This window comes from Haloarcula sp. Atlit-47R, assembly GCF_003665985.1.
Taxonomy (GTDB): Archaea; Halobacteriota; Halobacteria; order Halobacteriales; family Haloarculaceae; genus Haloarcula; species Haloarcula taiwanensis.
Genome location: NZ_QPLQ01000003.1, coordinates 200,970 through 225,860 on the forward strand (window position 1 = coordinate 200,970; position 24,891 = coordinate 225,860).

Sequence of the window (24,891 nt, forward strand, 5' to 3'; positions counted from 1 at the left end):
GCTGTTGGGGCTGCACAGGTATCACTGTTGTCGAAGCTGGGACGGTCGAGCCGCCGTCGCTGAAACCGTCTTGAGGACGGCGTTGTTCTCGGAGACATCGTGAACTCTGACGGCGTCAGCCCCACGCTCGGCGGCAAGTGCCGTTGTTGCCAGCGTCGGCGGCAGCCTGTCCGCTCCTGCGTCGCTCATATCGGCAAACATCGACTTCCGAGAGTGCCCGACCAGCACCGGACAGCCGAGCGCGTGGAACTCGTGGAGCCGGTCGACGAGTTCGAACGATTCGGCGGCGTTCTTTCCGAACCCACAGCCGGGGTCGACGATAACCTGCTCGCGGTCAATACCGGCCTGCTCGGCGAGCAGTACCTGTTCTGTGAGCTCTCGAAGCACGTCATCGACGACATCGTCGTATGTGACAGTTCGACCCGGATCCACTGGCGCGGACAGACTGTGCATCAGGACAACGGACGCGTCGTGGTCAGCTACCACGAACCGCATCTCGGGGTCCGACAGTCCCGACACGTCGTTGACGATGTCGGCCCCGGCATCCAGCGCCGCGTCAGCGACGGCAGCTTTCCGGGTATCTACAGAGACAGTCGCATCGAGCGACGAAACGGCCTCGATAACCGGTACTACGCGGTCGATCTCTGTTTCGACGGTCACCGGCTCCGCCCCGGGGCGCGTACTCTCGCCGCCGATGTCGACGATATCCGCCCCAGATTCGATCATCTGTTCCGCATGACTGATAGCGAGGTCGCGACGATTGTACTCGCCACCGTCGTAGAAACTGTCCGGCGTGACGTTGAGAATCCCCATCACGGCTGCTGCATCAGTGTCGAACGGCGGCGGGAACGATCTGTCAGCTAGCGCGTCTTCGAGTTGCGTGGCCAGTCGGCCAAGCCCCAGTCCTGCAGAGGCCAGTTGGTCAGTGAGCTGTCGGAACTGTCGCGGCGTCCCCGACAGGGTCGTGTCGACGAGCTTCTCCGGCATCCCGACAGTCGAACGGGTGCAGGTGCCACCGCAGTCCTCAAACGCCTGCGTGACGACGCCTGCCTGGTCGCGCCGCAACGTGACCGAAAGTACCCGCTGGCGGATCTCTGGCTCACTTTTGACTCCATCAGCTTCTCCCGTAGATGCTTGCTGGAGGTTCTCCTTTGGAACAACGAGCCGGCTCCAGCGGTCCCGTGCTTCGGCAACTGCATATAGTGAGCCGGCCACGAGGACGAAATCGTCCGCGTCGGCCGTAGCTATCGCTCGTCCGGTGGCTTCTGGAACGGACTCGGCCTGCTGTACCCGAGTTGCTTGCCCCTCAAACGCCGCAGCGAGTGATTTGGTGCTCGCGGCTCGGTTGACTTCCGGTCGCGCGGTAAAGGCCGTCTCGACTGCCGGCAGCGCCCCAATCATCCGCTCGTACTCCTTGTCGCTCATCGCGGCGAAGACCACATGGAGGTCGTCGTACTCGTATCGCTCGATGAGTGCCGTCAGCGTCTCCATCGCACCGGGGTTGTGGGACCCATCGAGGACCACCATCGGGTCGGTCGACCGGATTTCGAACCGGCCCGGTAAGGTTGCAGCCCGCAGTCCTTCGGAGACGGTTTCGGTGTCTACGCCGATGAGTTGTCGGGCCAGCGTCGCTGCGACACCGGCGTTCTCTGCTTGATGCTGTCCGAGTAGCTTGAGGTTCGATTCGAGAGCCCAGTCCGGCCCAGTGAGTGAGATGCGGTTCTCGACGGCCGAGCGCATGCCGTTCTCGACAGCGGTGACATCGGCCTCGTCGTCGCCGACGGTGATGGTATCGGTAATCTCCTGAATCGCATCGAGTGCGGCCCCGGTCGTTCCTGTCACGAGCGGGGCGTCCCGCGGCGCGACCTGCGCTTTGTCACGGGCGATTTCTTCGACTGTGTCGCCGAGCAGGTCGGTGTGTTCTAAACTGATGCTGGTGACGGCGCTTGCGACGGGATCGACCGCGCTCGTGGCATCGTATCGGCCACCGATGCCGACTTCCAGCACCGCCACATCGACATCCTCGACATCGAAGTGATACAGCGCTAGCGCGGTGAGTACCTCGAAATGCGTCGGCTTGTCCTCCTCGGCAGCCAGTTGGTCGATACAGGGCTCGATCTGCTCGACGAACTCCGTTACCCGTTCTTTCGGTACCCGACCGCCGTTGACCGTAATCTGCTCCCGGAAGCCGTTCAATCCTGGCGAGGTGAACAGACCGACATCTAGCCCGGCGGCCCTGAGCACGCTTTCGGTCATCCGGGCGGTGCTTCCCTTTCCGTTCGACCCGGCAATCTGCACGCTATCGAAACTGTCGTCCGGGTCACCGAGATGTGAAAGCATCCGCGCCGTCGTATCGGTTCCCAACTTGGGCCGACGACGCTGTAACGACTGCAAGTAGTCCGCCGACTCGTGGTACTCCATACCATAACTGGTCGGCGGTGGCATGATTAATGTATCGCCACGGGGGACTTTTCCGCCCGCCGTCGGTTCGGACCTACTCCGGTAAGCGGAGGAACACGATGTGTCGTCGTCGGCCGTCGGCGGCGTCTCGAACACATCCTATTCCGGTAGTGTCAGGTTCACTAACATTATTACGACGGTGCAGGGAAGGGTAAGTAGAGATGTCTTCACAGGACGAGCAATCTTCGACCGAAGAGAGTCAGGAGCCGATTCCCACGGACTACGATATCGCCCAGTCGACCGACATGGAGCCGATCTGGGAGCTGGTCGAGCCGTGGGGACTCGGTCTCGACGACCTCCAGTACTTCGGCGAATACACCGCGAAAGTCAAACAACACGCGATTGAGCGCCTCCGCGAACAGGCCGAGAACAAGGAACAGAATCTCGTTCTGGTAACCGGAATGACGCCGACGCCGAAAGGCGAGGGGAAGACAGTAACGACTGTCGGCCTCGGCCAGACGCTCAATCACGTCGGCGAAGAGGCGATGATCGCCATCCGAGAACCGTCGCTCGGCCCCGTGTTCGGCGTCAAGGGCGGTGCCGCGGGCGGCGGCCGGTCGCAGGTGCTTCCAATGGAGGACATAAACCTCCACTTCACCGGCGACCTCCACGCACTCACTTCCGCGCACAACCTCATCGCTGCGATGCTCGATGCGAAGATATCGCAGGGCGACGACCTCGACATCGACATCAACAACGTCGCGTGGCCGCGGGCCATCGACATGAACGACCGCGCGCTCCGGGAGACGGTCGTCGGCCTCGGCGGCAAGACCGGCGGGACCCCGCGGGAGGACAGTTTCATCCTGACGGCTGCCTCCGAGCTGATGGCGGTCCTCTGTCTGGCAAGCGACATCGGCGACCTCAAAGAGCGGGTCAGCCGCATCATCGTCGCCTACGACGAGGCCGGCGACCCGGTCACCGTCGACGACATCGAGGCGACCGGCCCGGCCACGATGTTGCTCCGTGACGCCATCAAACCCAACGTCGTCCAGACTATTGAGGGGACGCCCGCGCTGGTCCACGGCGGCCCCTTCGCCAACATCGCCCACGGAACCAACTCCCTGGTCGCGGATAAAACCGCTTTCGGCATGGGCGACTACCTCGTCACCGAGGCCGGCTTCGGCTCCGACCTCGGGGCCGAGAAGTTCATGGACGTGGTCTGTCGAAAGGGCGATATGACGCCGAACGCGGTCGTGCTCGTGGCTTCCGTTCGTGCGCTCAAGTACCACGGCCTCGACCAGTGGCCGGTCGACTACGACGAAATCGACGCGGCCGGCGTCGACGCCGTCGAGGCCGGCTTCTCGAACCTCGACAAGCACGCCCGGAACCTCCAGAAGTTCGGCGTCCCGGTCGTCGTCTCGGTCAACCGCTTCCCGGACGACACCGACGCGGAGATTCAGGCCGTGCTGGACCACTGCCGGGAGGACCTCGGGGTCCGTGCCGCCGAGTCAAACGTCTTTTCTGACGGGAGCGAGGGCGGCGTCGACCTCGCGGAGAACGTCATCGAGGCGACCGAGGAGAGCGACGAGGACGAGTTCCGGATGCTGTACGACGACGAGGACTCCATCAAAGAGAAGATACACACCGTCGCGACCGAAATCTACGGTGCTGACGACGTGAAATACACCGGCGGCGCGCTCGACGACATCGAGCAGATGAACGAGCTTGGGTTCGACGACTACCCCGTCGTCATGTCCAAGACGTTCCACTCGCTGAGCGACGACGCCAGCCGGAAGGGCGCGCCGGAGGATTGGGAACTCGAAATCAGCGAGGTGTACCCCTCTGCCGGGGCCGGCTTCCTCGTCGCGCTCACGGCCGACGCGCTCACGATGCCCGGCCTGCCGGCTCGGCCGGCCGCGGCCGACATGGACATCGACGAGGACGGCAACATCTCCGGGCTGTTCTGACTACTCCCCCGCGCTCGCCCGAACCGCGCTAAGTGCCGCCTCGCCGGCCGCTTCCGCTTCGGCTGCTCGCCGCTCCATTTCTCCGACGACGGCTTCGTCGGCTAGCCCGTCGAGGTTCGCCCGCACCGTCGACACTGACCCCTCCAGCGCCGCGTGCGCGAGCAGCGCCCCGACGGCCGCGTCCGGGACGGCGACCGGCGTGCCCGCCGCCGTCACGGTGACGGCGTGTTCGACCACGTCCAGACACGCCTCGGCGGTCTCCATCGGGACCGTCGTCGACCGCTCCAGCGCCGCCTGAACCCGTGCGTCGTCGCCCGACGCGAACGCGGCCTTGACTGCGTCGACCGCTGCGGCGTCCTCGGCGGCGAGCGCGAGCAACTGCGCCCGCCTATCCGCCAGGGTGTCCCGCACGGCCGACAGTTCCACCGTGTCTGACCCGCCACCGTGAACGGTGTGAACACAGGTCATCTCGCACAGCGCCGCCCCCATCGCCCCGCCGACAGCGGCGACGGCCCCGCCGCTGGGCGTCACCCGTTCCGACGCCACGGCGTCGAGGAACTCGCCGATGGACTGGTCCGCAATCATGTGTCTCGCCCGGAATCGCCGGTCCGTCGCGTTCGACTGTCCATGCTCTGTGGTCCCGGCGCAGGCGTCTAACGGTTTCGCCGGGCGCGGTCCCGACGGAGACGGCCCCCGTTGGTTCAGCCGTCTAACGGTCCCGTCCGGTCGCCGGACCCAATATATAAGTGACGGGATATGACGAGTTTTGCGCCGCTCACAAGTCACTCGTGACGGCTGTTGCCTCCCGCTTCCACTACTCCGTCGCTGAAATAACAGTGGTAACATTGTGATTTCCACAAACTGTCAGCGTGAGCTTACGTTGTGGTTCCGGCCGCCGACCACGCTGTCGCGTCAGTCGGACTGGAGCGCTTGCACGGCCTGCCGTGCGGCCGGCGGTGCTGCTCGGGCCAGCGCCGTCGCGTGCCAGTAGCCCGCGACGCTTCTGTCGAGCGCGGACGCCGAAACCTCCCCTCGGTGCTCGGACAGGTAGCGGTCCGCGCTCATGACTTCGTAGCCGGCGTCGACCAGCACCGTCCGGACCAGTTCCCGTGGGGCACTCGATTCGAGGGCCGCCGTGAGCGCGTCGCGTGCCGTCCGTCTGATGTCCCGGACCGCCGCCGCGTCCGTCGGGCGGGCGAGTTCGCCGGCCTCCCGACGCGTCTCCATGCGTTCGAGCGCCCGGAACCGGGCGAGCCGACCGGTCGCGTCGACGACGGCGCTCGCCGGCCCGATAGCCTCCGAGAGGCCGCTGGTGCCGTTCTCGGCCTCCCAGCGGAGGTCTTCGAGGACCATCCGCCCCGGCGTGCGGTCGCCGGCCGTCCCTTCCGGCGGCAGGTCCTCCCGCCGGTCCCGGACGGCCGCGAGCAACGTCTGGGCCCCAGCGGTCAGTACCGGCTCCAGCGTCCCGGAATCATCCGGGAGCGCGGCCTCGAACTGCGACCCCAGGTGGCGGGCGTCGTCGAGATACGCCTGCGCCGACTCGGCCCGCTCGCCCCATTCGGCCACCGCCAGCAGCTCCGAGTCCGCTCTGGGCCTCCCGTCCGTCTCGTTGGCCCGCTGGAGTGCGGTCTCGATGCGGGCGTGGACCAGCGCCGCGCGCACCGGGTCGGTCCCGACGTACTCGTGTGCCTGCATGGCTTCCCGGGCCGCCAACACCGTCTGGCTGTGTTCCTCCCGGAAGGGGGCGTCAGTGCGACCGCGGTCGGCGACGCTCCAGCCCGCAGCGGCGTAGCGGGCGTGTTCGCGCGCCGACCGGAGCTCTCGAAGCGCCACCAACTCCGTTCGGGCCGTCCGCGCCTCGTCGAGGCCGTCAGAGGCGGTGCTGGCGGCGTCGGTCAGATGTTGGCGAACGTGGCCGTTCGGGATCTCGTCGGGGCCAAGCGGCGTCGGCAGCGTCGCCAGGAGCGAGCGGACCCGCTCGTGCGCGGCCTCGAAGTGACTCGCCGCGACGTCGACCGGGACCGACGGGGGCACCGGTGACTCAAGCTCCTCGTTGCGGCGGACGTCGGGCAGGTCGTAGGCGTCGATAGTCGGCTCGCTCCCGGTGGTACCGAAACTGCCACAGCCGGCGATGGCGCTGGCCCCGGCCAGCGCGAGCATCCCGCGGCGAGTCATCACCGCGCGGTTTCCACTCGTCCCGGACGTATCGTCAGTCATGCTCGCTCACCACCGGACCGACGCTGCTCTGTCCAGACCCGCCGACACCTTCGCTTTCGGCACCCATCTGTGGGCCGTCACAGCCGCTGCCCCCGATAGAGGAGGAGAACGTAGTGACCTCGTCGGCGTCGAGCGCCTGCGGGATGCGGATGAACCACGCCGCGTACACCGTCTCGCCCGCCGTACAGCGTTCGTCGTAGGGACGGCTCACCCGCCCGTAGTCGGTCGAAATCCTGTCCGGCGACCACTGGACTCTACAGAGCGACAGCCGGAAACACTCCTCGATGTTCACGTTCTGGAGGTATATTGTCTCGGTCTCGAAGTCGGTCTCGGCAAGGAAACTCTCGATTGGCTCCCGGTCCACGGTTTCAGCGATGCCGAGCCGGTCGGCGTTCGCCGCGGTGTCGATAACCTCGGACTGCAACCGGTCTCTGCGTCGGCTTTCGGTCGGTCGTTCGTCGTCGAGCCAGACCGGTTTCCGGTCGGCGTCGACGCGGGCGACGACCGTGTCCGGGTCGGCTACCGAGCCGGCCCTCGGACCGGCCGCGTCGTTGCGTTCGGTCGGCGTGCGTGTCGAGCCGGTGCCGCCCTCGAACAGCCCGCTACAGCCGGCAAACAGCGTCGCCAGCCCGCAGGCGCTGTGGAGGAGGGCACGTCGGGTGAAGGGGACCATTGTGCAACTTCCCGCTTGCGCTGTCAGGTATAAAATCCTCGTGGTAGACTGACAGCGACCAGGTCGTGTTAGATAGCTGGAGCGCTGAACCGATGTCGATATTCTACACCGGACACTGTAGATATAAATACATCTTCGGAAGATTTACGCTTGGATTCGGCATTGATAATTTACAATTTGCGGGTTCTGTGGCTACTGTTTGCGTCGCGGCCCCACCCGGTGAGCCGACTGCCCGGTACCGACGGACGCGGAGACGCAACACAACGGCTAAACCGGGCCGCCGCGTTCCGGCGGTAATGGGGTCGGCGCAGTCCAAAGTCGGACGGCTAATCGAAACGTACGGTCTGGAGTCGATGGGTTCGGAGCTGGAACGGGCCTGGCTCGGCGACGGTCAGGAGCGCCAGAGCCTCCGTGACCTAGCTGACCGGTTCAACCGGGCCCTGCTCGTGGCCGCGATACGCGACGCGGGGATGGACGTGGTCGACGGTGAACCGGCGAACTTCTATCGCCTCCTGACGGCCGATGACGTCAGCGCGGGCAAGCGGGTCGAAGCCCGGAACCGGCTCGAACGGGCCGGCATCGACGTCGAACGGCTGGAAGAGGAGTTCGTCACCTACCAGGCGATTCGCTACTACCTGACGGAGGTTCGCGGGGCGAGCTACGACCCCGACCGCGAGACCGAGCAGGTAGAGCGCGAGCGTGACACCATCGACCGCCTCCGCAGCCGGGTCGAGACCATCGTCCGAGACACGGTCGACAGACTGCAGACCGCCGACAGGCTCACCGTCGGCGAGTACCGCGTGTTCGTCAGCATCGACATCCGCTGTCAGGACTGCGGGACGCGCCACAGCATCAGCGACCTCCTCGACCGCGGCGGCTGTAACTGCCGGTAGCGTCCCCGGCCGTACCCAGTCCCTCAGATGTCGGTAATCCGGGTGTACTCCTCGGGGAGCGCCTGCGCGTCCTCAGGGAGCAACGCGACGACGAGGTAGGTGGGGAACTCCGCGAAGTACTCCACGAGGGCGGCGATGCGCTCCGCGTCGATTGCCTCAAGCGAGTCCAACAGCATGAACGGGACCTCTTCGTACACGTCGTGGACGAGGTAGCCGGCGAGCGCGAACACGAGCCCGGTCACCTCGCGCTCGCTCTCGCTCAGGTGGCCGACCGTGTCCTCGTACACCGTCCCGCCGTCGGTGCTCCTGACGACGTGGAGGGTGAACGTCGACCCCGTGACGCCGTCGTCGCCGCCGACGACCGGGCCGTCGGGCGTGTCGGTCCGTTCGAGCCAGATACGTTCGATGTTCCCGTAACCGAGAATGTCGAGCAAGTCGGCCATCTTCTCGTTGAACTGGTCGGTCGCCTCGGCTTCGAGCCGGTCGATACGCGACCGGAGGTCGATCAGCTCGTCGACTACCTCTTCCCGTCGGTCGGCTAGTTCGTCGTTCCGACGGATTTCTGACTCGATGTCGGCGATCTCCTCGCTCACCTCGTCCCGCTCTGATTCGAGGCGGTCCAGTTTCAGTTCCAGTTCGTTCGCCTCCGTATGGAGATCCAGCACTTCGTCGAACTCCTCGGTCCGGAGCGTCGTCACCCGGTCCTCCAGTTCCTCGACGCGGGCCGAAAGGTTGTCGCGTCGCTCCCGGAGGTCCGCTACGTCCGACTGCCGGCGCTCGATTTCGGCATCGACCTCCGTAATTGTCTCCGTGAGTTCTCGTGCTCGCGCGCGCGTCTCCGAAATTTCGTCACGCTGGTCGGTTAGTTCGTCAAGGTTGTCTTCGACATCGTCAATCTCTGTGATCGTCTCCTGAAGGTGGTCGCGCATACTCTGGAGTGTCGACTCGATACGGGCCGGCTTCACTCGCGAGCCACAGGTCCAGCAGGTCGTCTTTGATCCCTTGTACAACTGTTCCGTGATGTCACCTACGCTCTCGGGCTTTGCGTCGATGGCATCAGTTATTTCCCGGTGTTCGCCGGATAGCAGTTCTTCGTTGAACTCGATGACGTTCTGCAGTTGGGTGGTGTACTCTGAGAGTTCACGCTCCCGTTCCCGAAGTCGTTCGATGTCTGCATCTAGGGATTCGAGTCGGTCATCTGGTGAGTCTGGGAGCCCGGACCGTTCGACTGCGAGGTTGCCTCGCTCGTTGCGTAACGCCGCAATGCTCTCCTGTTCTGACTGAATATCCTCGCGGACGCGTTTCAGTTCGGACCGAGTCGCTTGGAGTTCATCGAGAGCAGTCTCGAGTTCGTCCCTGTTTTTCTGTGTCGTCTGGAAATCGACGTCCCGCTCGTCGATGCGTCCTTCGACACGCTTGAGTTCGTCTCTCGTCTCGGCAATTTCCTCGCGTAGATCCGCCTGCTGGCGTTCTAGGTCGGGAAGCTCACGCTTGAGCGACGCGATACGATCGAGTTCCTCGTCGATCTCCTCCTTGCGCTGCTCGGCCGCACGTATCTGTCGGTGGATAGACGCCACATCGACGGGTCGCATGATAATCTCTCGGAGGTTATCACCCCGCTCGACAGCCCGCCTGGCCTCGTTGTCTTCGAGCAGGAACGCGAACAGGTCCGCAACAGTCGGGTCCGTGAGAAGACCGATGCCCGACCCGACAACCCCGTCGTCGGTTCTGGTCAGTGTTCGGGTGTACGTCTCACCTCCCAGTGAGAACTCGATGTGCCCCTGATCAGCGTCACCTTTGACGCTTGCCCACTCGCTCCCGTGAGCGGCCATCACTGCCTGCAGGAACGAGGTCCGATTCGTCGCGTTCCGGCCCTGGAGCACCGTCACCCCTGGCGGGATCTCGACTGTCGTCTCGTCGATGCCCCCTATCTTCTCGACGGTGACGGTCGCCACTTCCCCAGATACCGAGAGTGAACCCATGTTTCGGTGTGAGCGAGTTACGGGCATAAGCACTATGACGCGCGTGGCACCGACCATCCAGACATTGACCCTAATAGATGGAAGTGGCTAACAAGCATATGCCTGTTATTCAACCGAATCCTCAGACCTATTTCCGTGCAGAAACAATCGCCTATATCCATATATCGAGCAGATTCGATAAATAACACGCTCAAACGTGTATCTTTATATCACCCAATCGGCGTAGCTGTCGATGTCGTTGACCATGACAGATCAAAACCGGGCTGAGAGTGCGCTTCGCGCTCACGTGACCTCCGTCAAGGAGGACCTGATGACGGGCGTATCGTTCATGATTCCCTTCGTGACTATCGGGGGGATTTTCCTCGCGGTCGCGTACGCGATTGGGGACACACAGGCAGTGTTCGGGAACACCGGCTCGGCAGGCTGGTTCCTGGCACAGATTGGCGTGGCCGGGCTGACGATTATGGTGCCCATCCTGGGTGGCTACATCGCGTACGCTATCGCCGACCGTCCGGGACTTGCCCCAGGATTCCTGCTGGCATACATCCTCCAGCAAGGGAACGTCGTCGCCGAAGCGGCGACAGTAATCGGCATCTCCGGCGGCGAAGCCGGTGCCGGCTATCTCGGCGCCATCGTCGCTGGGCTGCTGGCCGGGTACGTCGCGCGCTTCTTCAAGAATCTCGACGTTCCCGAGTTCATTCAACCAATGATGCCGGTGTTGCTCATCCCAGTCGCGACGATGGCAGTTCTGACGCCGCTGATGCTGTTCGTGCTGGGCGTTCCCGTCGCACTCGCTAACGAGGCTCTGACCTCCTTCCTGCAGTCGATGCAGGGCGGTCAGGCTATCGTCGTCGGCCTCATCCTCGGGGGGATGATGGCCTTCGATATGGGTGGCCCAGTAAACAAGGTCGCGTACGTGTTCGCCACCGGGCTCATCACCGAGGAAATCTACGCTCCGATGGCCGCAGTGATGATCGGCGGGATGATTCCGCCAATCGGCCTCGCGCTCTCGAACTTCATCGCGCCCCACAAGTACGCGGCCGAGATGTACGAGAACGGGAAAAGCGGTATCGTGCTCGGCCTCTCGTTTATCACTGAGGGCGCGATTCCGTATGCAGCCGCGGACCCGCTGCGTGTCATCCCGGCTATCGTGGCCGGTAGCGCTGTCGGCGGTGCGACATCGATGGCCCTCGGCGTCACGATGCCCGCGCCCCACGGCGGTATCTTCGTGGTCCTGCTGTCGAATCAGCCACTCGCCTTCCTGGGCAGCATCCTGCTGGGCTCGCTTGTGACAGCGGTTGTTGCTACGGTTATCAAGCCGGACTTCGAAGACCGTGTCGACACCGGGGCAGAGGCGAGCAGTACACAACCGTCGGACGACTAACTAGACTGACGACAATGATAGATGCAATCTCAGCGGACGACATCGAAGAACTGATTCCGGCGAACCACATCTCGCTGTCCGAGCCGCCGGCAGAGAAGGAAGCGTGTATCGAGTCCCTGCTTGACCTGCTGGTGGACGGCGGCAGAGTCGAGGACCGCGAGCGCGCACTTGAAGCACTGCTGGAGCGCGAATCGGAGACGACAACGGGCGTCGGCATGGGGATCGGGATTCCACACGCGAAGACTGACGCTGTGAGTCAGCCCTCGCTCGCGTTCGCTCGCTCCGAGGAGGGAATCGACTTCGGTTCCATGGACGGCGAACCCGCGACGCTCATCTTCATGATCCTTGTCCCGGAGGCCGGTGGGGAGGAGCACCTCGACATCCTCAGCTCGCTCTCGCGGGCTCTGATGCACGACGACGTCCGGGACCGGCTCCACGCGGCGGAGGACGAAGCGACCGTTCAGGACACGCTTCGGGAGGCCATCGCATGACGGTCGAACGAACTGTAACGGTTGTTCCGGAGGCGGGGTTGCATGCCCGGCCGGCGTCAGCGTTCGTCCAGGCCGTCAACGATCACGAGGCGGAGGTCTCGGCTGGGCGTCCGGATGGTGACCTTGTCCAGGCAGCGAGTATGATCGCCATCACCAGCCTCGGTGTCGGACAGGGCGACGACATCAAACTGGTCGCCGACGGCCCGGACGCAGAAGCCGTACTTGACGAGCTGGAGCGAATACTAACAACACCAGAGGGGGAACTGGACACTGACGATGGCTGACCGCACACTCCACGGGACCGGTGCCACGCCGCGCTCCGGGGTCGGGACGGTTGTCTGGTACGGCCGCGATATCTCGCTCCCGGACCCTGACGACGTGAAAGTCGACCCCGAGGCAGAAGGCCGGCGATTCGCCAACGCCGTCGACACCGCTCGCGAGGAACTAGCGTCCGAGCGCGAAGCGACTGCCGAACGCGTTGGTGAAGACGAAGCCGCAGTGTTCGACGCGCATATCCAGTTCCTCGAAGACCCGACTATCGAGGAGGCCGTCGAGACGATGATCGGCGAGGGCCAGCCCGCCCCGAACGCCGTGGACGCCGCGTTCGGCGAACATATCGAGCAGTTCGAAGGGATGGACGGCCGAATGGCCGAGCGTGCGGACGACCTTCGAGACGTGCGTGACCGCCTCCTCCGTCTGTTGACGGATGGGGAACGGGTCGACCTCGGTGACTTGCCCGACGGCAGTGTCGTCCTCGCCGAACGGTTGACACCCAGCGACACGGCACAACTCGACCCGGACCGCGTGGCCGGCTTCGCTACAGTCACGGGCGGACGGACATCGCACGCGTCGATTTTCGCCCGCTCGCTGGCCCTCCCGGCCGTTGTCGGTGTCGGGGAAGCGCTCGAAGCCATCGAAGACGGAACAGAAGTGGTGATCGACGGCGATAGCGGCGAAGTGCTGGTCGCCCCTGACGACTCCGAGCGAGCGGCCGCGGCACGCGACTCGGGAGCCGCTGTCGTCGATGCGTCCGTCGAAACCACTGACGGGCGACACGTCGAAGTGGCGGCAAATATCGGCCAGCCGGCGGAACTGAAGCCCGCAGTAGAACGAGGGGCTGACGGCGTTGGCCTCTACCGGACCGAATTTCTCTTCCTCGACCGGGAGACGCCGCCGTCTGAAGACGAGCAGTACGAGGCCATCCGTGAGACACTCGACACGTTCCCGGATGGGCGCGTCGTCGTCCGGACGCTGGATATCGGTGGCGACAAGCAGATTCCGTATCTCGACCAGCCAGATGAGGAAAACCCATTCCTCGGTGAACGGGGAATCCGGCGCTCGCTCGGCCCGGATTCGGACCTTTTCGCCACGCAACTCCGTGCACTTCTGCGTGCTGCTGCGGACGGCGCCGGGGACCTCGCCATCATGTTCCCGATGGTCGCTACGGTTCCCGAACTCGACGCTGCACTCGACGCGCTGGACACGGCAGCGGCTGATATTGAAAAGTCCGACGCCGTTGATGTCGAAGTCGGCGTCATGATCGAAACACCGAGCGCCGCCTTCATGGCCGGCGAACTCGCGGCGCGAGTCGATTTCCTCTCTATCGGAACGAACGACCTCACACAGTACGTGATGGCCGCTGACCGCGAAAGCGAGCGCGTCGGTGACTTACACGACCCTTCGCATCCGGGCGTCCTCCGGGCGATCCATCAGACAGTTACCGCAGCCCACAAAGAAGACGCCTGGGTCGGAATGTGTGGCGAGATGGCCGGCGACCCTGACTTGACCGAGCTTCTTGTCGGTCTCGGCCTTGACGAACTCAGCATGAGCGCCGTGACGATTCCGGAGGTCAAGACGGCCGTCAGCGACACCGAGTACAGCACCGCGAGTGAGCGTGCGGACCGCGCCCGACTCGCCGCAACGCGAAGCGAAGTCCACACCACATCAGACACATGAAACTCGTCGCAGTCACCTCCTGTCCGACTGGTATCGCACACAGTCAGATGGCAGCCGAGAATCTTGAACAGACAGCCGAAGAACAGGGTCACGATATTAAGGTAGAAGTACAGGGGGCGATGGGAGCGGAGAACGAACTCTCCGAAACGGATATCCAATCCGCCGACGCCGCCATCATCGCCTCGGACACGTCGGTCAGCCAGGACCGGTTCGGCGGTATCCCGCTAATTAAAGGCACAGTCAAAGACGCCGTTAACGACGCCGAAGGCATGATCGCTGATGCGCTTGCGGCTGCTGACAGCGACGCATCGGACACTGGGTCCGATGTAGATGGATCCGAGTCCACGAGTACCGATTCTACTCAGCAGCGCCGTCGTGGTGGTGACCGTTCGAAGAGTCTCGTGGCTCGGTTGAAGCGTCTGTTCAGTTGAGTCGGAGGTATACCCCGCTAACGTAGGCGATTCATCGAACTGCCATAGCGGATTTACCCACTTTCACGAACGGAGCTAATCTGAGAGTTGAGATCACGATCTCAAACGCCGGAGTACGCATCAGCTGCGGTGTCCAAACCAGTCCTTACCGGGGGCTGGCGGTTTCGGCCCGCTGGTGGTTATTCACCTTCACCAGAGGAGTCATATCTATCCCCACCGCCGCCTCTTGGGGCAAGCAGGTAACCCAGAACTGTTGTTCCTGACTCCGGACCGACCCGTAACTCCACGGTCTGTCGCTCTTGAGCGACGCCAAATTCGGGGAAGTATTCGGTTGTCGTAGTGCGAACGTCGTTTGTACCCAGCGGGTGAACGCTCAGCAAGGGCGGCTCATCATCGGCCACTGCCCGGTGAGATGCCCGTACTGTCTCAGACTCGTCGATTGTGATAGCAATATCCGGGTGGAAATGGAGACGGGAGATGCACGACTCGGTCTCAGTGTCAGACCCGCGGAGTGTATCGCGGACAAGCCACCAGTCATCTGCCGCTACAATTTTCCTGGTGTGTTGATACGACGCTGGCGAATGTGGGTTCGTCACGTAGTGGCCATCGAAAACCGCCGGGTCTGTCCCTTCGTACTGTACCGTCGGTTCCGTCCGCGCCCCCATCAGATACTTTCCCCCGATCTCTATCGGCTCGGTGTTGCCAACCTGTACCGTATTGTGGCCAGCGACACCTCTGACGTACTGTCTGCGGTCGTCGCTGGCATAATCATATACACCGGTATCTGTAAGCACACGCTGTCCACCGACCCAGAGCAAGATACTCAGCAGGTCGTTGTGAGAGTGACCGGGTAAATGCGAAGGCCCGACCGGGCCGCCGTCAACTAACAGACGCCCATGGTCTGTATTGAGCCAGTAGTACCCTGTTTCTCCACTCGCTGGATTGCATGCCGGGGCGGGACGGTCACCCGACTCGAATCCGGCGGCAGCAGCGTACCTCAAACAGTCGGCAAGCGGAAGCGCCTGACCGAACACGGCGTCGTTGCAGAGCGGAAGCCGTTCGTCTGGGGGACAGAGGAACCGCAGATACGCTACGGCCTGCGTCGTCATCGCTGTCAGCCAGTTGGGGAGTGAGCGATCACTGGCTGCCAGCACGGCGCACGCTGTCACGAACCGCGTTGTCACGATTGCATGATACATCGGCGACCGTTCATAATGGCCACCGTCAGAAAGAAACTGCTTAGCCCCCATACGACCGAGTATAGAGAGCCCCTCCGAAACCCAGGACGTATCAGAATCCGGGAAAGTGAGCCCGCTCATGAGCAGTGCGAGCCCGTTCTCGACGAGGTGATTCCCGCCGACATCACCTTCGATATGGTTTTCGAGGAAGAGCGAATTCCGATATATTTCTCTGGCAAGGGCCTCGATGAGTTTTTCTGGAACGTCTTTCCGGGTGCCTCCAGTCCGCCACGCGAGGTATCGTGTGAGTGTTTGAATGCGGAGTGACACTGCCCACGGCGTCCATACGTCTCGAAGGTACCCCGGCTGGCCGATCTCGATACTATCCGTCCAGTCCCGCACCCACTGGTCGAACACATCGACAACCCTATCGGGGGCCGACTGTGGGTCTGTGAACCCCAGCGCCGCCCATCGAAGCGGTTCGAACGCGTATAGTTTCAGCGGCCAGAGCAGCGGATAGTCGTCGAACCGGTCGTCAAACCAGTTGAGTTGGTCTGGCGACCGTAGCTGTATGGTTCTGTTGAGGAATGTCAGATTACCACCGGCCGCCCGACGGCTCCGTTGCTGGAACATCTCGACGGTCGTCTCTGAAAGTTCTGGCCGAAGCAGGCGAAGGTCCGTTTTGACCGGAGTGGTTGCCACTGAGAGGGCTTGAGGAATCGCCGCGTCGTATTGTGCGTCGAAGTCCAGCGGGAGTCGTGTGAGTACGGAGTTACGAGTCGTTCGCTCAACCATCCCGAGTACCTGAGCAGGCTCCAACTGTGTGAGCGTGTGTCCGTACAATCTGACCGCTTTGGGAAGCGTCTGCAGGGACTCAGTCATGCTCAGGTTCTGGGGCTGTGTACGATTCCAGTTGTTCGCCTGTTGTCAATGTTCGAAACACCTCGCCGAGTCGACCCGCGATGGCCTGCCGATCGTATGATTCGGAGACGACTCTGTGTCCGTCTCGACCCATCGCCACTCGCTTGTCGGGGTTTTCGAGAAGACTGTCAATTGCTGCCCCAATGCTCTCGGGAGTGGGTTCTGTGTGAATCCCTGCCTCTGTATCCGTTGCGAACCGCTTTATTTCCCCTCTTCCGGTGACGACAACGGGTAGCGAGCACGCCATGTACTCGTAGAGCTTCGTGGGTATTGCGTAGTCCAGTTCCGGACTGTCTTTTATTGGAGCCAATCCGATAGTTGCAGTATCAAGGATCTCCGGGATTCGCTCACGGTCCACCAGCCCGACAAACTCTACGCGGTCTTCAAGCCCAAGTCGGTCTGTCACATCTTTGAGCCGAGACACCTCGTCACCGTCGCCGACTAACTGAAGCACTGCATCGTCGCTTGAAATGTGTTGCATTGCCCGGATACACGGTTCGAGTGCCTGTGCACTCCCGATATTACCGGTGTAAACGATTCGCGAGCCGCCGTTTTCAGGGGACGATACGGAGGAAAACCGGGTGATGTCAACACCGTTCGGGACGACTTGAACCCGGTCCCTGAGTTCGCTACCGTACGTGTCAGCGACTGCTTCTCCAAGCGTCTCAGTCGTTACTGTAATGCAGTCGGCGGAGTGCAGCGCGAGGCGCTGGAACGCGCGGCCGGCTGTTACTAGGGGACTATCTGCTGAAATGTATCCAAGGGCGATTGAGTTCTCAATCCACAGGTCGCGGACATCGATTACCCAGGGAGTTCCAATGGCAGCAGCCACGAGTCCGGGGAACCCAGTGGAGATCGGTGGCGTAGATGTCATGACAACGTCGTACTGCCGGAAATTCAAGACTAGCCAGAGAGCCGCATGCAGTGCGAATATCAGGTAGTAGGGAAGTCGACGAAGCAGAGAGGGGTTCTCCCTCTGTGGCTGCCACGTCCACAGGCGGTGGACGACCACACCCTTATCGCGGTCTGTCTGTTTGCGCTTCCAAGTCCGTTCGAAGTTTCCCGGTGGGTAACAGAGGCACGGTGCCAGAACGGTCACGTCAAAGTCGTCACCGAGATTGACGGCTGTGTCGTGGATTCTGGATGCATTGCCGCCCTTTTCAGGGGGATACCGCTGAGAGACGATGACACAGTCAGTCGTCATCGTCGTGAAATGTGTACATCGCTCGGCCCACTCTCAGATGTTCCGCCCTCGATTTTGACGACGGTCCAGTGCCCGATCGCCTATCGCTACTCATCAACATCGAATCGTTGCACTGTACCCATGACGGGAGTATTAGTATACGTTTGATACTCTTGTGGTGCTCCGAACCTGAATCCGTTATGTACACTATTGAATCGGTATATATTGACTTATTAGGGATTCTCGATCTTGAATAAAGTGTGCTGATAGATCAAAATATGGTCAAAGTACCAATCTGTATTATAATAAACTATCCTGACCTGTCTCTCAAACAAAGAGCCTCAGAAACAGAGTATGAGACGTTCAGGACAGATTATTCGTGGACTCTGTATGCCATATAGACCAGTCTGTAACGGCCTCAAAAATAGTCATGATTAATGAATCTCACTCCCGCGACACTGGATGGCTAAAATAAGTCAGATTACAGTCGTAACCGTCAAAACCACAGTTTCCGTATGTCCGTGATCGGTATCGTGCTGTTCCATACGAGTCAAATTTGGTGTCTGACTGAAGTAGTCTCTCTATACGGCTGAGTATAGCGTCCTGTGCTCAAGATGCGGATCAACCACGCTATACAATATCTTGCCTCAAGGTAGGATACTCTTACTCCTATCATGTATTATTAACTTAAGATAAGCTAACTGCCTGTAAATATCTTTAGTTGGTAATTAAAATGGGTCAAACTCACTTTGACTGGTAGCATCAGTAAATACGGGACCTACACCAGCGGTGAGTGTGATGAATACCGAATCGGAGCAAAGTAATAAGTCATTAACTGAAGAAGCGGACGGAAAGAACGGGCGGAACAAATCACTTGACGGGGGCCAACAAGGTACGATTAACCGCAGGGCATATCTCAAAGCGGGTGCTGTCACAGTCGCCGCACTTGTCGGTGCGAACAGCGTCGCTGCAACCGCATCGTCTCAGCAGACGCAGTATATGACTGATTTCAGTGAGTACGCGCTATGACTGAAGACATAACCGAGCATGGTGCGGTGGCGAACCCGGACGACCCTTCGTTCGATGCGGCGAAACGTAACTGGAAGGCAGTGCTTGACGCGGCAAATGCTACTGGCGACGGTGGCGAAATTTACGTCCCAGAGGGAACGTTTTATTTCGCTCGTGACAGTCGGTCTTCGTTCTTTGAGTTCGGTGGGCAGGAGCCCGCCGGCATATCAATCACCGGGGCCGGTCCAGAGCGGTCAGCGCTAGGGGTGAGCAGGCACACCGACGCGTCATCCCACCCGATCCAGACAGGATTTTACTACGACGATGGTGCCGATCATGGCACGGTAACAATCCGTGATATACGGCTGGATGGGAACTACGAGAATCTACCGGACCTTCGCGGTGCTGGCGGGGGTTCTAGATGTATGAATATCGCTGGCAGTGGAGATGTACATTTCTCGAATGCGCATATCCGCGGCTGGTATCAAGAGGCTATCCTTGGCCGGGACGTGCTACGGACCGTCGACCGGTGTACGTTTGAAGATAACGCCATTGCGGACCACAATTATTCGGGTGGCGGACACATCGGTCACCACATCACCACTCATGCGAGCGAGGGCAACCCTCTCACAGTGACGAACTCCCATTTCATCGACTGTTCCGGGAGCGCAATCGATGTCCGGTTTAACACTGGCGAGATACGGATGCGAGACTGTTACGTGACAGGGACGGGTGCCAACCTGTGTAAGTTGAGCGCCTCCTCGCTGTTCGATGTCCGACGAGTATACCATCGCGCCAACACGCCTTCGCTCGAATCCAAACTTGATGAGAAGTCGGGCGAGAATTTTTATGGCCGCTGTTTCATCAACAGGCTGTCCGACCGCACCGGCGGTGTACCGACAGTGTATCTCGAGAATGTCGAAACCAGAGACCACATGGGATACGCTATTCAGGCCGCCGCCGGACAACTGAATCTTCAGGGTGACAATTTTGCGATTCACAACGCAACGTTCGAGCTAGCTGACGAAGTGTTCCGTGACCGTGACGGGGCGCATTTCTCCGATGTGGCTCTCGACCGCGTGTCAGTGCACAACTGCGAGCGGGAATTGTTCGGCACGCAGGACTCGGACGGGGCTATCAAGACACTCGCGCGTGATAGGAACGGCGGTCTCGGCGACACCGGCGCTATTACGATTGAGGCTGACGAGCAGGGTGCCGACCCGCTCACACCCGATGTGCCGACTGCTTCCGATGTCGGTATCAACTCGGCGTCCGATGACTCTGGGCAGGAAACGACCACTACCTCAGAGCCACCGTTGTTCGATCACTGGACACCGCAGTGGTCCAGTTCCACGAGTGATTGGAGTGTCGACACCGGATCGCAGTTCGCAGGAAACTCTGCTCTCGCCTTCGAGAACACTGACGGGAACCGTACCCGATACGCTATTTCCGCGGACAATGTCGGCCGACCGGCGGACGTTGAGGTACTAGATAAGTTTCGAGTTCCATCGTTCGCTGCGGAGACAGAATACGGGTTCCACGCACGGGTGTATCTCCGTGGCTCGACGGTTGACGGTAATGCCAACGGCTACTGGATAGAGGTCGAAGACCGTGCAGACGCGTTCCGTCTGGGTAAATACACTGACGGGAACGTGAGAACGATTGCCCGATTCGGCACGCCACAGGAGAATGAATACTTCTACAGGCGGTTCCGTGCCGAGGGGTCCGAGCTGAAAGCGAAGGTGTGGCCTGCTGGGACGGACGAACCAACCGAGTGGGATGTTGTCGAGACTGACAGCGACCACGCTGACGGCTGGGTTGGGCTGGGGTCGTTCGACCCGCAACCCGTCGAAACGGACGTGTTCAGTGCCGTGACTGGCGGTGCCACCGCTCAATTCCTTGGCTCCGAGACGACAGATACGACGCCGTCTGTATCCTGGGCAACGCCGACTGATGGTGAGGTAGCGAGTGGCGAGGTGACGGTACAGATCGCAGCAAACGACGAGGAAGATGCGGCAGACGCACTGACTGTAGAACACCGCCTCGGCGACGCTAGCTGGAATACGGCCACATACAACGCTGAGACTGGGTATTTCGAGGACACGTGGGACACGACAGGAGTTGACGGGGGCGACTACCGACTCGAAGCGCGTGTGACCGACTCCGCCGGAAACGACGCCACTGCCTCGGCCACCGTAACCGTAGACAACGGGACGGCTTTGAGCCCCCCGAAGATCGAAGCCGTCGAAGTGAACCGAACGAATACTGATGACTGGTCACGATTCGATGTTGACTGGACCGTTACGGACGCCGATGGGGACCTCGATATGGTCGTCACGACGCTCCTCTCTCAGGGAACAGTGGTGGCTGCCGATAGCACCCGTGTCAGCGGGAAACAGGACAGTTACACGCACCGATTGCGAGACCGCGGTCAAGTCGACGAACTTCGGATCACAGTGAATGACGTCGAGAATCAGGTGGATAGTCTGAGCGAACCGCTGTAGCTCCTGCTCCGTGTTATTCATCTCCCTGTCTGTGGGGCGAAGTTACGATTCAATCGTCGAACGGTTTGTCACTCTTTGTAGCCGAGTTTGCGGAGTTGGAGTCGGACGTTTTCGGAAATTTCGCTCTCAGTAGCTGTAACTTCGGCGTTTGCTACCGACTGAATGTGGTCGTCTAAAGCCCCGGACAGCCTGTCGTATGCGACAGACTCAATGTCGTCTGGTTGGTTGATCTTTTCCGGTTCGGAGTGGCGCCTGCAAAAAATCTCCTCACCCGTCTCCAGATCCCTGATGAGCTTATACTCTCCGTCAGTTCCCATTAGTCCGCCGTCGTCGTGGTCGTAGCTCTCCGTGAATGCGATACGGTCGCTGGTAGCATCAAAATTTGGTCCGGCGATATCTCGTCCGTCGACTGACTCTGGTGCCTCGATACCGGCTCTTTTCAGTATCGTCGGGACTAGATCGACATGTGAAACCGGGGTCTCTATCTCCCCACCGCTAATCTCAGGTCCATCAATCATCATTGGAACATGAACGTTCTCCTCATAGAGAGCGCTTCCCGGATGAAAAACAAGTCCCTTCTCGTTGAACGCTTCGCCATGGTCCGACGTGAACACAAGGAGTGTCTCTTCGAGACCGAGCGTCTCGTCGAGTCGCTCTAGCAGGTTCCCAAGCTGCCGGTCGAAATACTCTATTTCACCACGATACAGACGCTCAAGGGAATTTATATCGCTCTCGGCGGCCTCGGACCGTTGTTGGTTAACTTTATGAAATAGTTTTACTGCCCGTCTCCGGCTGATTCCTTCACTGACTGTCCCCTCGTGAGGATAGTACGGATTATGCACATCCATGTAATGTGCCCATACGAAGACGGGTTTAGACTGCTGTTTGGTCCAGTTGACGATATGCTGATTCAACTCTTCGGCCGGCTTGTAGAGGTTACTACCAAGCTGAATCCCCAGCCGCTTACCGGCGTTCTGGTACGTCCAAAAAACGAGATCTGAGAGTTGCTCGGTAGCGACAGCCCGTTCCACGGCCGTGTTGAACAGAGACGTGAGCTTGGAGTCTGTGTCCCCATCTCCTCCACTGTCACGACCCAGATAATAGTCGAACCCTCTATCGTAGTTGTATGTCGGGCTTAGATACGTGTTCGAGTGAAAGCCACCTGTGGCGTACCCCTCTTCGGACAACCGCTCCGCAATATGCACTCGGTCCGGATCGAAGCCAGTCTCCGCTGATTCGAACGTCCAGGGATAGCTCCCGCTCAGAATCGAGAGAAACGATTGCTTCGTGTATGGCGCATTCGCGTATGCAGTGGAGCACGTGAGCCACTCTTCGGTCATCTGCGGAAGCGTTTCGAGCGAGTCAGGAGCCTTCTGCCCGGAAACATAGTCAGCACGCAGTGAATCGACGGTAATGAAAACGATATTTTTCATTGCCATTCCCTCCACTGGCCGGAGTTATATCCCACAAATCGAACCCGTTCGCGTTTCATCAAATAGTCTCTCGTGTGTATCCAATTTGGATTCGACATGGGTAGTTTAGCAACATTCAAGGAAATAATTATACGTTCCCTAACCGAGTAACACGCCAACTCCGACGTTATCCCCACTTGATACGGATTATGAATCAATATCTCACAGAACTACTCGACTACCTGTTCCAGATGTCGGAGTTCTGATCAGTGTGACATCAGTTCGGACTCGCCGTCGTTCCGTCATTCGCGGTAGCATTAACGAGATATTGCGTATAATCGCCGTTGTCGTACAGTCGGTTGACTGTCTGGTCCCGTTCGAGTTGATCGAAATCACCGGGTGTGTATCGCCATCGGTCACGATAGCCCGGGAAAAGCTCTGGATACGTGATCCGGCCCTTCCGTGTGATTGTAAGGTAGTGGTCGGAGTCGTAACTACTCCCGAGATACTGTCGGGTGGTGTAATTGAAATGACTCGGCGGTGTCCCTTCGTCGAAGTTATCCGCTGTCTGAACACCGTTCCGGTAGTCGTGATGTCGATGAAAGGTGATCCCGAAGCGGTCGAGATTTTCGGTGGCCTCGCCGTGGCCCATCAGCCATGCGCTCCCCTCAATTTCCATCTCGGTTACCTGTGGATTCCGTTCAGAACTCAGCGGCGATTTATACACGCTGAATGTGGAAAGGCTTGCGAGCAGTAGGAGAACTACCACAGCTGTCGGCCAGAACCCTACAGTCCGTCCGATCCGTCTCTCGCTCCAGTCGACCTTTCTCCAGCTGACATACAACAGCTGTCCGACCAATATGATAGCGCCGATCTTAGCGATCTGGAATGGTCGGTTCGGCGGGACGATGAGGTCCGAGACTAGGAATAACAATCCTCCAAAGCTGAATACGACCACCGCCCCGGTAAACAGGCCGAGGTGTGGTGTTGGGACATATCGACCTTTCCAGACCAGAGCAGCTACAGCGACGGTAAATGTGAACCCGAGCCCAAACAGCATGAATTCTACGCCATACTTGAACAGTATCACTCGAAGAATATCGATTAATGCCGGTGAAGATTCTTGAATAGTTTGCTGATAAGCGGCCACCGGCGGTTCCCCTTGATCGACACCGAACAGAGTGGTGTAGATCCGCTTGAAGCGCAGAAGGATACCCGCGTACTGCGTGTACCAAACCGCAAACAATGCTACTGAGAGCGAAAAGAGATTTTTCGTTGTGGGGAGTGGACCGCCCATACCCGGAACGTGATTGCTCCCGCGATATAGGACGAATGTCCCGATGACAAAAAGCGCAGTTAGCGGGTGATAGAATGTCTGTGCGAAGAGTGCGATCACGAAAGCGGTTCGGGTTGCAGGTGCGGCGCTTTGATCACTCTTGAAAAGAAGGTACAGCGAGAACGGTATCAGCATAACACTCAGTGCAAAGGGGCGGAACCCGAGATGTGCGAATCGAAGCACAGGGAGCATGACGAACGGGAGTCCAAAGAGCATCTCTTGTCGGGAGTCGAACACGGTCCGCAACAGATAGAACATCGCTCCGTAATATAGCAGAGAAAACATGGGAGACAGCACCATCACGACCGTCATCCAGCCAAGACCCGTCGCATCGGAAACAGTGACAGCCAGAACGTGGGCTGGCGGGTAGATGTTGGCGCCGATCTCGCCGGTGACAACAAAATCGCGGATATACCCGAGATGTGACATAGGGTCTTCACGCCCATACATCTGATACCCACGCAGGAACGGCATGAGAAAGAGGACTAAATTAGAGAGAATCATGAGCGCGAGTGCCGGTCGCCACGTCGTATCCGCGCGCTCAGCCGCGCTCAAGAGTATAACAAGGCCGCCCACGAACAGCGCACCGACGATCGAGACCCAAAAATACGACGGGAGAGCCCCGTAGATGGATATTTCATACTTGGTTGCCGATGGCACCGTAGAAACGACTGCGACCGCAACCATGAGTAGCCCTGTCCCGAGGAGCGTAAGTAGTTCAAGATGCCGGGTTCGGCTCATCGGTGTCGCCTCCTGAGATTTCGCTGGAAGAACCACATCGTCGAGCGAGAGTAATGTTGATCAAGAGCATCAGATGATCCTTCACTTGATCGTGCTTGCATATCTTCCCCTTTCCGAATTGTATACATTGTTATGCGATCATTTAGCTGTCTCCACAGGGCCGCCGGAAGAATCTGCGGTCCGTCCGTGACGGTTCCGCTCCTGTCCGGTGTGC

At 60.1% G+C, this 24,891-nt stretch carries 17 protein-coding genes; 8 read left to right on the forward strand and 9 right to left on the reverse strand.

Annotated features, from left to right (window positions below; translation table 11 throughout):
• Nucleotides 1–21 precede the first annotated feature (21 nt).
• Nucleotides 22–2,421: a dihydropteroate synthase gene (gene folP, locus DVK00_RS13160; RefSeq protein WP_121577830.1), complete on the reverse strand. Its 2,400-nt coding sequence runs from the start codon at nucleotides 2,419–2,421 to the stop codon at nucleotides 22–24.
• 200 nt (nucleotides 2,422–2,621) lie between these two features.
• Here folP and DVK00_RS13165 point away from each other — a divergent pair, with 200 nt between their 5' ends.
• Nucleotides 2,622–4,367, forward strand: coding sequence for a formate--tetrahydrofolate ligase (locus DVK00_RS13165; protein ID WP_101351796.1), 1,746 nt, complete (start codon nucleotides 2,622–2,624; stop codon nucleotides 4,365–4,367).
• Here the strand turns inward: DVK00_RS13165 and DVK00_RS13170 are convergent, their stop codons facing one another.
• The 3 genes from DVK00_RS13170 to DVK00_RS13180 form a co-directional block, all read right to left on the reverse strand.
• Nucleotides 4,368–4,952: a cyclodeaminase/cyclohydrolase family protein gene (locus DVK00_RS13170; protein WP_121577831.1), complete on the reverse strand. Its 585-nt coding sequence runs from the start codon at nucleotides 4,950–4,952 to the stop codon at nucleotides 4,368–4,370.
• A gap of 327 nt (nucleotides 4,953–5,279) precedes the next feature.
• Complete coding sequence (locus DVK00_RS13175) at nucleotides 5,280–6,584, reverse strand: hypothetical protein (protein ID WP_199722464.1); 1,305 nt, start codon at nucleotides 6,582–6,584, stop codon at nucleotides 5,280–5,282.
• Nucleotides 6,577–7,257, reverse strand: a complete 681-nt coding sequence (locus DVK00_RS13180; RefSeq protein WP_232794562.1) for a hypothetical protein — start codon at nucleotides 7,255–7,257, stop codon at nucleotides 6,577–6,579. Before DVK00_RS13180 ends, DVK00_RS13175 begins: the two co-directional genes overlap by 8 nt.
• Before the next feature lie 296 nt (nucleotides 7,258–7,553).
• Between DVK00_RS13180 and rdfA the strand changes: the two genes are divergently transcribed.
• On the forward strand, nucleotides 7,554–8,150 hold the full coding sequence (rdfA, locus tag DVK00_RS13185) for a rod-determining factor RdfA (protein WP_101351798.1): 597 nt from the start codon (nucleotides 7,554–7,556) through the stop codon (nucleotides 8,148–8,150).
• Between the two features lie 23 nt (nucleotides 8,151–8,173).
• Here the strand turns inward: rdfA and DVK00_RS13190 are convergent, their stop codons facing one another.
• A complete protein-coding gene (locus DVK00_RS13190; protein ID WP_121577832.1) occupies nucleotides 8,174–10,132 on the reverse strand; it encodes an archaea-specific SMC-related protein in 1,959 nt (652 codons plus the stop codon).
• A 244-nt stretch (nucleotides 10,133–10,376) separates the two neighbouring features.
• Here DVK00_RS13190 and DVK00_RS13195 point away from each other — a divergent pair, with 244 nt between their 5' ends.
• The 5 genes from DVK00_RS13195 to DVK00_RS13215 are packed head-to-tail and all read left to right on the forward strand — an operon-like array spanning nucleotide 10,377 to nucleotide 14,394.
• Entirely contained in the window at nucleotides 10,377–11,516 is a 1,140-nt protein-coding gene (locus DVK00_RS13195; protein ID WP_394345572.1) for a PTS fructose transporter subunit IIC, read from the forward strand.
• Nucleotides 11,517–11,530: 14 nt separating this feature from the next.
• Entirely contained in the window at nucleotides 11,531–12,007 is a 477-nt protein-coding gene (locus tag DVK00_RS13200; protein ID WP_121577834.1) for a PTS sugar transporter subunit IIA, read from the forward strand.
• Nucleotides 12,004–12,291 (forward strand): HPr family phosphocarrier protein, encoded by a 288-nt coding sequence (locus DVK00_RS13205; protein ID WP_101351802.1) that lies wholly within the window; start codon nucleotides 12,004–12,006, stop codon nucleotides 12,289–12,291. The genes DVK00_RS13200 and DVK00_RS13205 overlap by 4 nt, the downstream gene beginning before the upstream one ends.
• Nucleotides 12,284–13,963, forward strand: a complete 1,680-nt coding sequence (gene ptsP, locus DVK00_RS13210; protein WP_121577835.1) for a phosphoenolpyruvate--protein phosphotransferase — start codon at nucleotides 12,284–12,286, stop codon at nucleotides 13,961–13,963. Before DVK00_RS13205 ends, ptsP begins: the two co-directional genes overlap by 8 nt.
• Nucleotides 13,960–14,394, forward strand: coding sequence for a PTS fructose transporter subunit IIB (locus DVK00_RS13215; RefSeq protein WP_101351804.1), 435 nt, complete (start codon nucleotides 13,960–13,962; stop codon nucleotides 14,392–14,394). Before ptsP ends, DVK00_RS13215 begins: the two co-directional genes overlap by 4 nt.
• A 179-nt stretch (nucleotides 14,395–14,573) precedes the next feature.
• Here the strand turns inward: DVK00_RS13215 and DVK00_RS13220 are convergent, their stop codons facing one another.
• A complete protein-coding gene (locus DVK00_RS13220) occupies nucleotides 14,574–16,454 on the reverse strand; it encodes a heparinase II/III family protein (RefSeq protein WP_121577836.1) in 1,881 nt (626 codons plus the stop codon).
• Entirely contained in the window at nucleotides 16,447–17,697 is a 1,251-nt protein-coding gene (locus tag DVK00_RS13225) for a glycosyltransferase family 4 protein (RefSeq protein ID WP_121512776.1), read from the reverse strand. The genes DVK00_RS13220 and DVK00_RS13225 overlap by 8 nt, the downstream gene beginning before the upstream one ends.
• Before the next feature lie 1,004 nt (nucleotides 17,698–18,701).
• Here DVK00_RS13225 and DVK00_RS13235 point away from each other — a divergent pair.
• Complete coding sequence (locus DVK00_RS13235; RefSeq protein ID WP_101351808.1) at nucleotides 18,702–21,188, forward strand: right-handed parallel beta-helix repeat-containing protein; 2,487 nt, start codon at nucleotides 18,702–18,704, stop codon at nucleotides 21,186–21,188.
• 68 nt (nucleotides 21,189–21,256) lie between these two features.
• Here the strand turns inward: DVK00_RS13235 and DVK00_RS13240 are convergent, their stop codons facing one another.
• Together DVK00_RS13240 and DVK00_RS13245 are read right to left on the reverse strand one after the other, a co-directional pair.
• Nucleotides 21,257–22,627 (reverse strand): sulfatase, encoded by a 1,371-nt coding sequence (locus DVK00_RS13240; protein ID WP_233560810.1) that lies wholly within the window; start codon nucleotides 22,625–22,627, stop codon nucleotides 21,257–21,259.
• 250 nt (nucleotides 22,628–22,877) lie between these two features.
• Nucleotides 22,878–24,677, reverse strand: a complete 1,800-nt coding sequence (locus DVK00_RS13245) for a hypothetical protein (RefSeq protein WP_101351809.1) — start codon at nucleotides 24,675–24,677, stop codon at nucleotides 22,878–22,880.
• Between the last annotated feature and the right edge of the window lie 214 nt (nucleotides 24,678–24,891).

What these genes read in the sequence shown, in the direction of transcription:
- DVK00_RS13165 (WP_101351796.1), top strand. Translation starts at nt 2,622, where the DNA reads ATGTCTTCACAGGACGAGCAATCTTCGACCGAAGAGAGTCAGGAGCCG.
- DVK00_RS13190 (WP_121577832.1), bottom strand. Translation starts at nt 10,132, where the DNA reads ATGGGTTCACTCTCGGTATCTGGGGAAGTGGCGACCGTCACCGTCGAG.
- DVK00_RS13220 (WP_121577836.1), bottom strand. Translation starts at nt 16,454, where the DNA reads ATGACTGAGTCCCTGCAGACGCTTCCCAAAGCGGTCAGATTGTACGGA.
- ptsP (WP_121577835.1), top strand. Translation starts at nt 12,284, where the DNA reads ATGGCTGACCGCACACTCCACGGGACCGGTGCCACGCCGCGCTCCGGG.
- DVK00_RS13245 (WP_101351809.1), bottom strand. Translation starts at nt 24,677, where the DNA reads ATGAGCCGAACCCGGCATCTTGAACTACTTACGCTCCTCGGGACAGGG.
- DVK00_RS13215 (WP_101351804.1), top strand. Translation starts at nt 13,960, where the DNA reads ATGAAACTCGTCGCAGTCACCTCCTGTCCGACTGGTATCGCACACAGT.
- DVK00_RS13175 (WP_199722464.1), bottom strand. Translation starts at nt 6,584, where the DNA reads ATGACTGACGATACGTCCGGGACGAGTGGAAACCGCGCGGTGATGACT.
- DVK00_RS13205 (WP_101351802.1), top strand. Translation starts at nt 12,004, where the DNA reads ATGACGGTCGAACGAACTGTAACGGTTGTTCCGGAGGCGGGGTTGCAT.
- DVK00_RS13195 (WP_394345572.1), top strand. Translation starts at nt 10,377, where the DNA reads ATGACAGATCAAAACCGGGCTGAGAGTGCGCTTCGCGCTCACGTGACC.
- DVK00_RS13225 (WP_121512776.1), bottom strand. Translation starts at nt 17,697, where the DNA reads ATGACGACTGACTGTGTCATCGTCTCTCAGCGGTATCCCCCTGAAAAG.
- DVK00_RS13170 (WP_121577831.1), bottom strand. Translation starts at nt 4,952, where the DNA reads ATGATTGCGGACCAGTCCATCGGCGAGTTCCTCGACGCCGTGGCGTCG.
- rdfA (WP_101351798.1), top strand. Translation starts at nt 7,554, where the DNA reads ATGGGGTCGGCGCAGTCCAAAGTCGGACGGCTAATCGAAACGTACGGT.
- DVK00_RS13235 (WP_101351808.1), top strand. Translation starts at nt 18,702, where the DNA reads ATGACTGAAGACATAACCGAGCATGGTGCGGTGGCGAACCCGGACGAC.
- DVK00_RS13240 (WP_233560810.1), bottom strand. Translation starts at nt 22,627, where the DNA reads ATGGCAATGAAAAATATCGTTTTCATTACCGTCGATTCACTGCGTGCT.
- DVK00_RS13200 (WP_121577834.1), top strand. Translation starts at nt 11,531, where the DNA reads ATGATAGATGCAATCTCAGCGGACGACATCGAAGAACTGATTCCGGCG.
- folP (WP_121577830.1), bottom strand. Translation starts at nt 2,421, where the DNA reads ATGGAGTACCACGAGTCGGCGGACTACTTGCAGTCGTTACAGCGTCGT.
- DVK00_RS13180 (WP_232794562.1), bottom strand. Translation starts at nt 7,257, where the DNA reads ATGGTCCCCTTCACCCGACGTGCCCTCCTCCACAGCGCCTGCGGGCTG.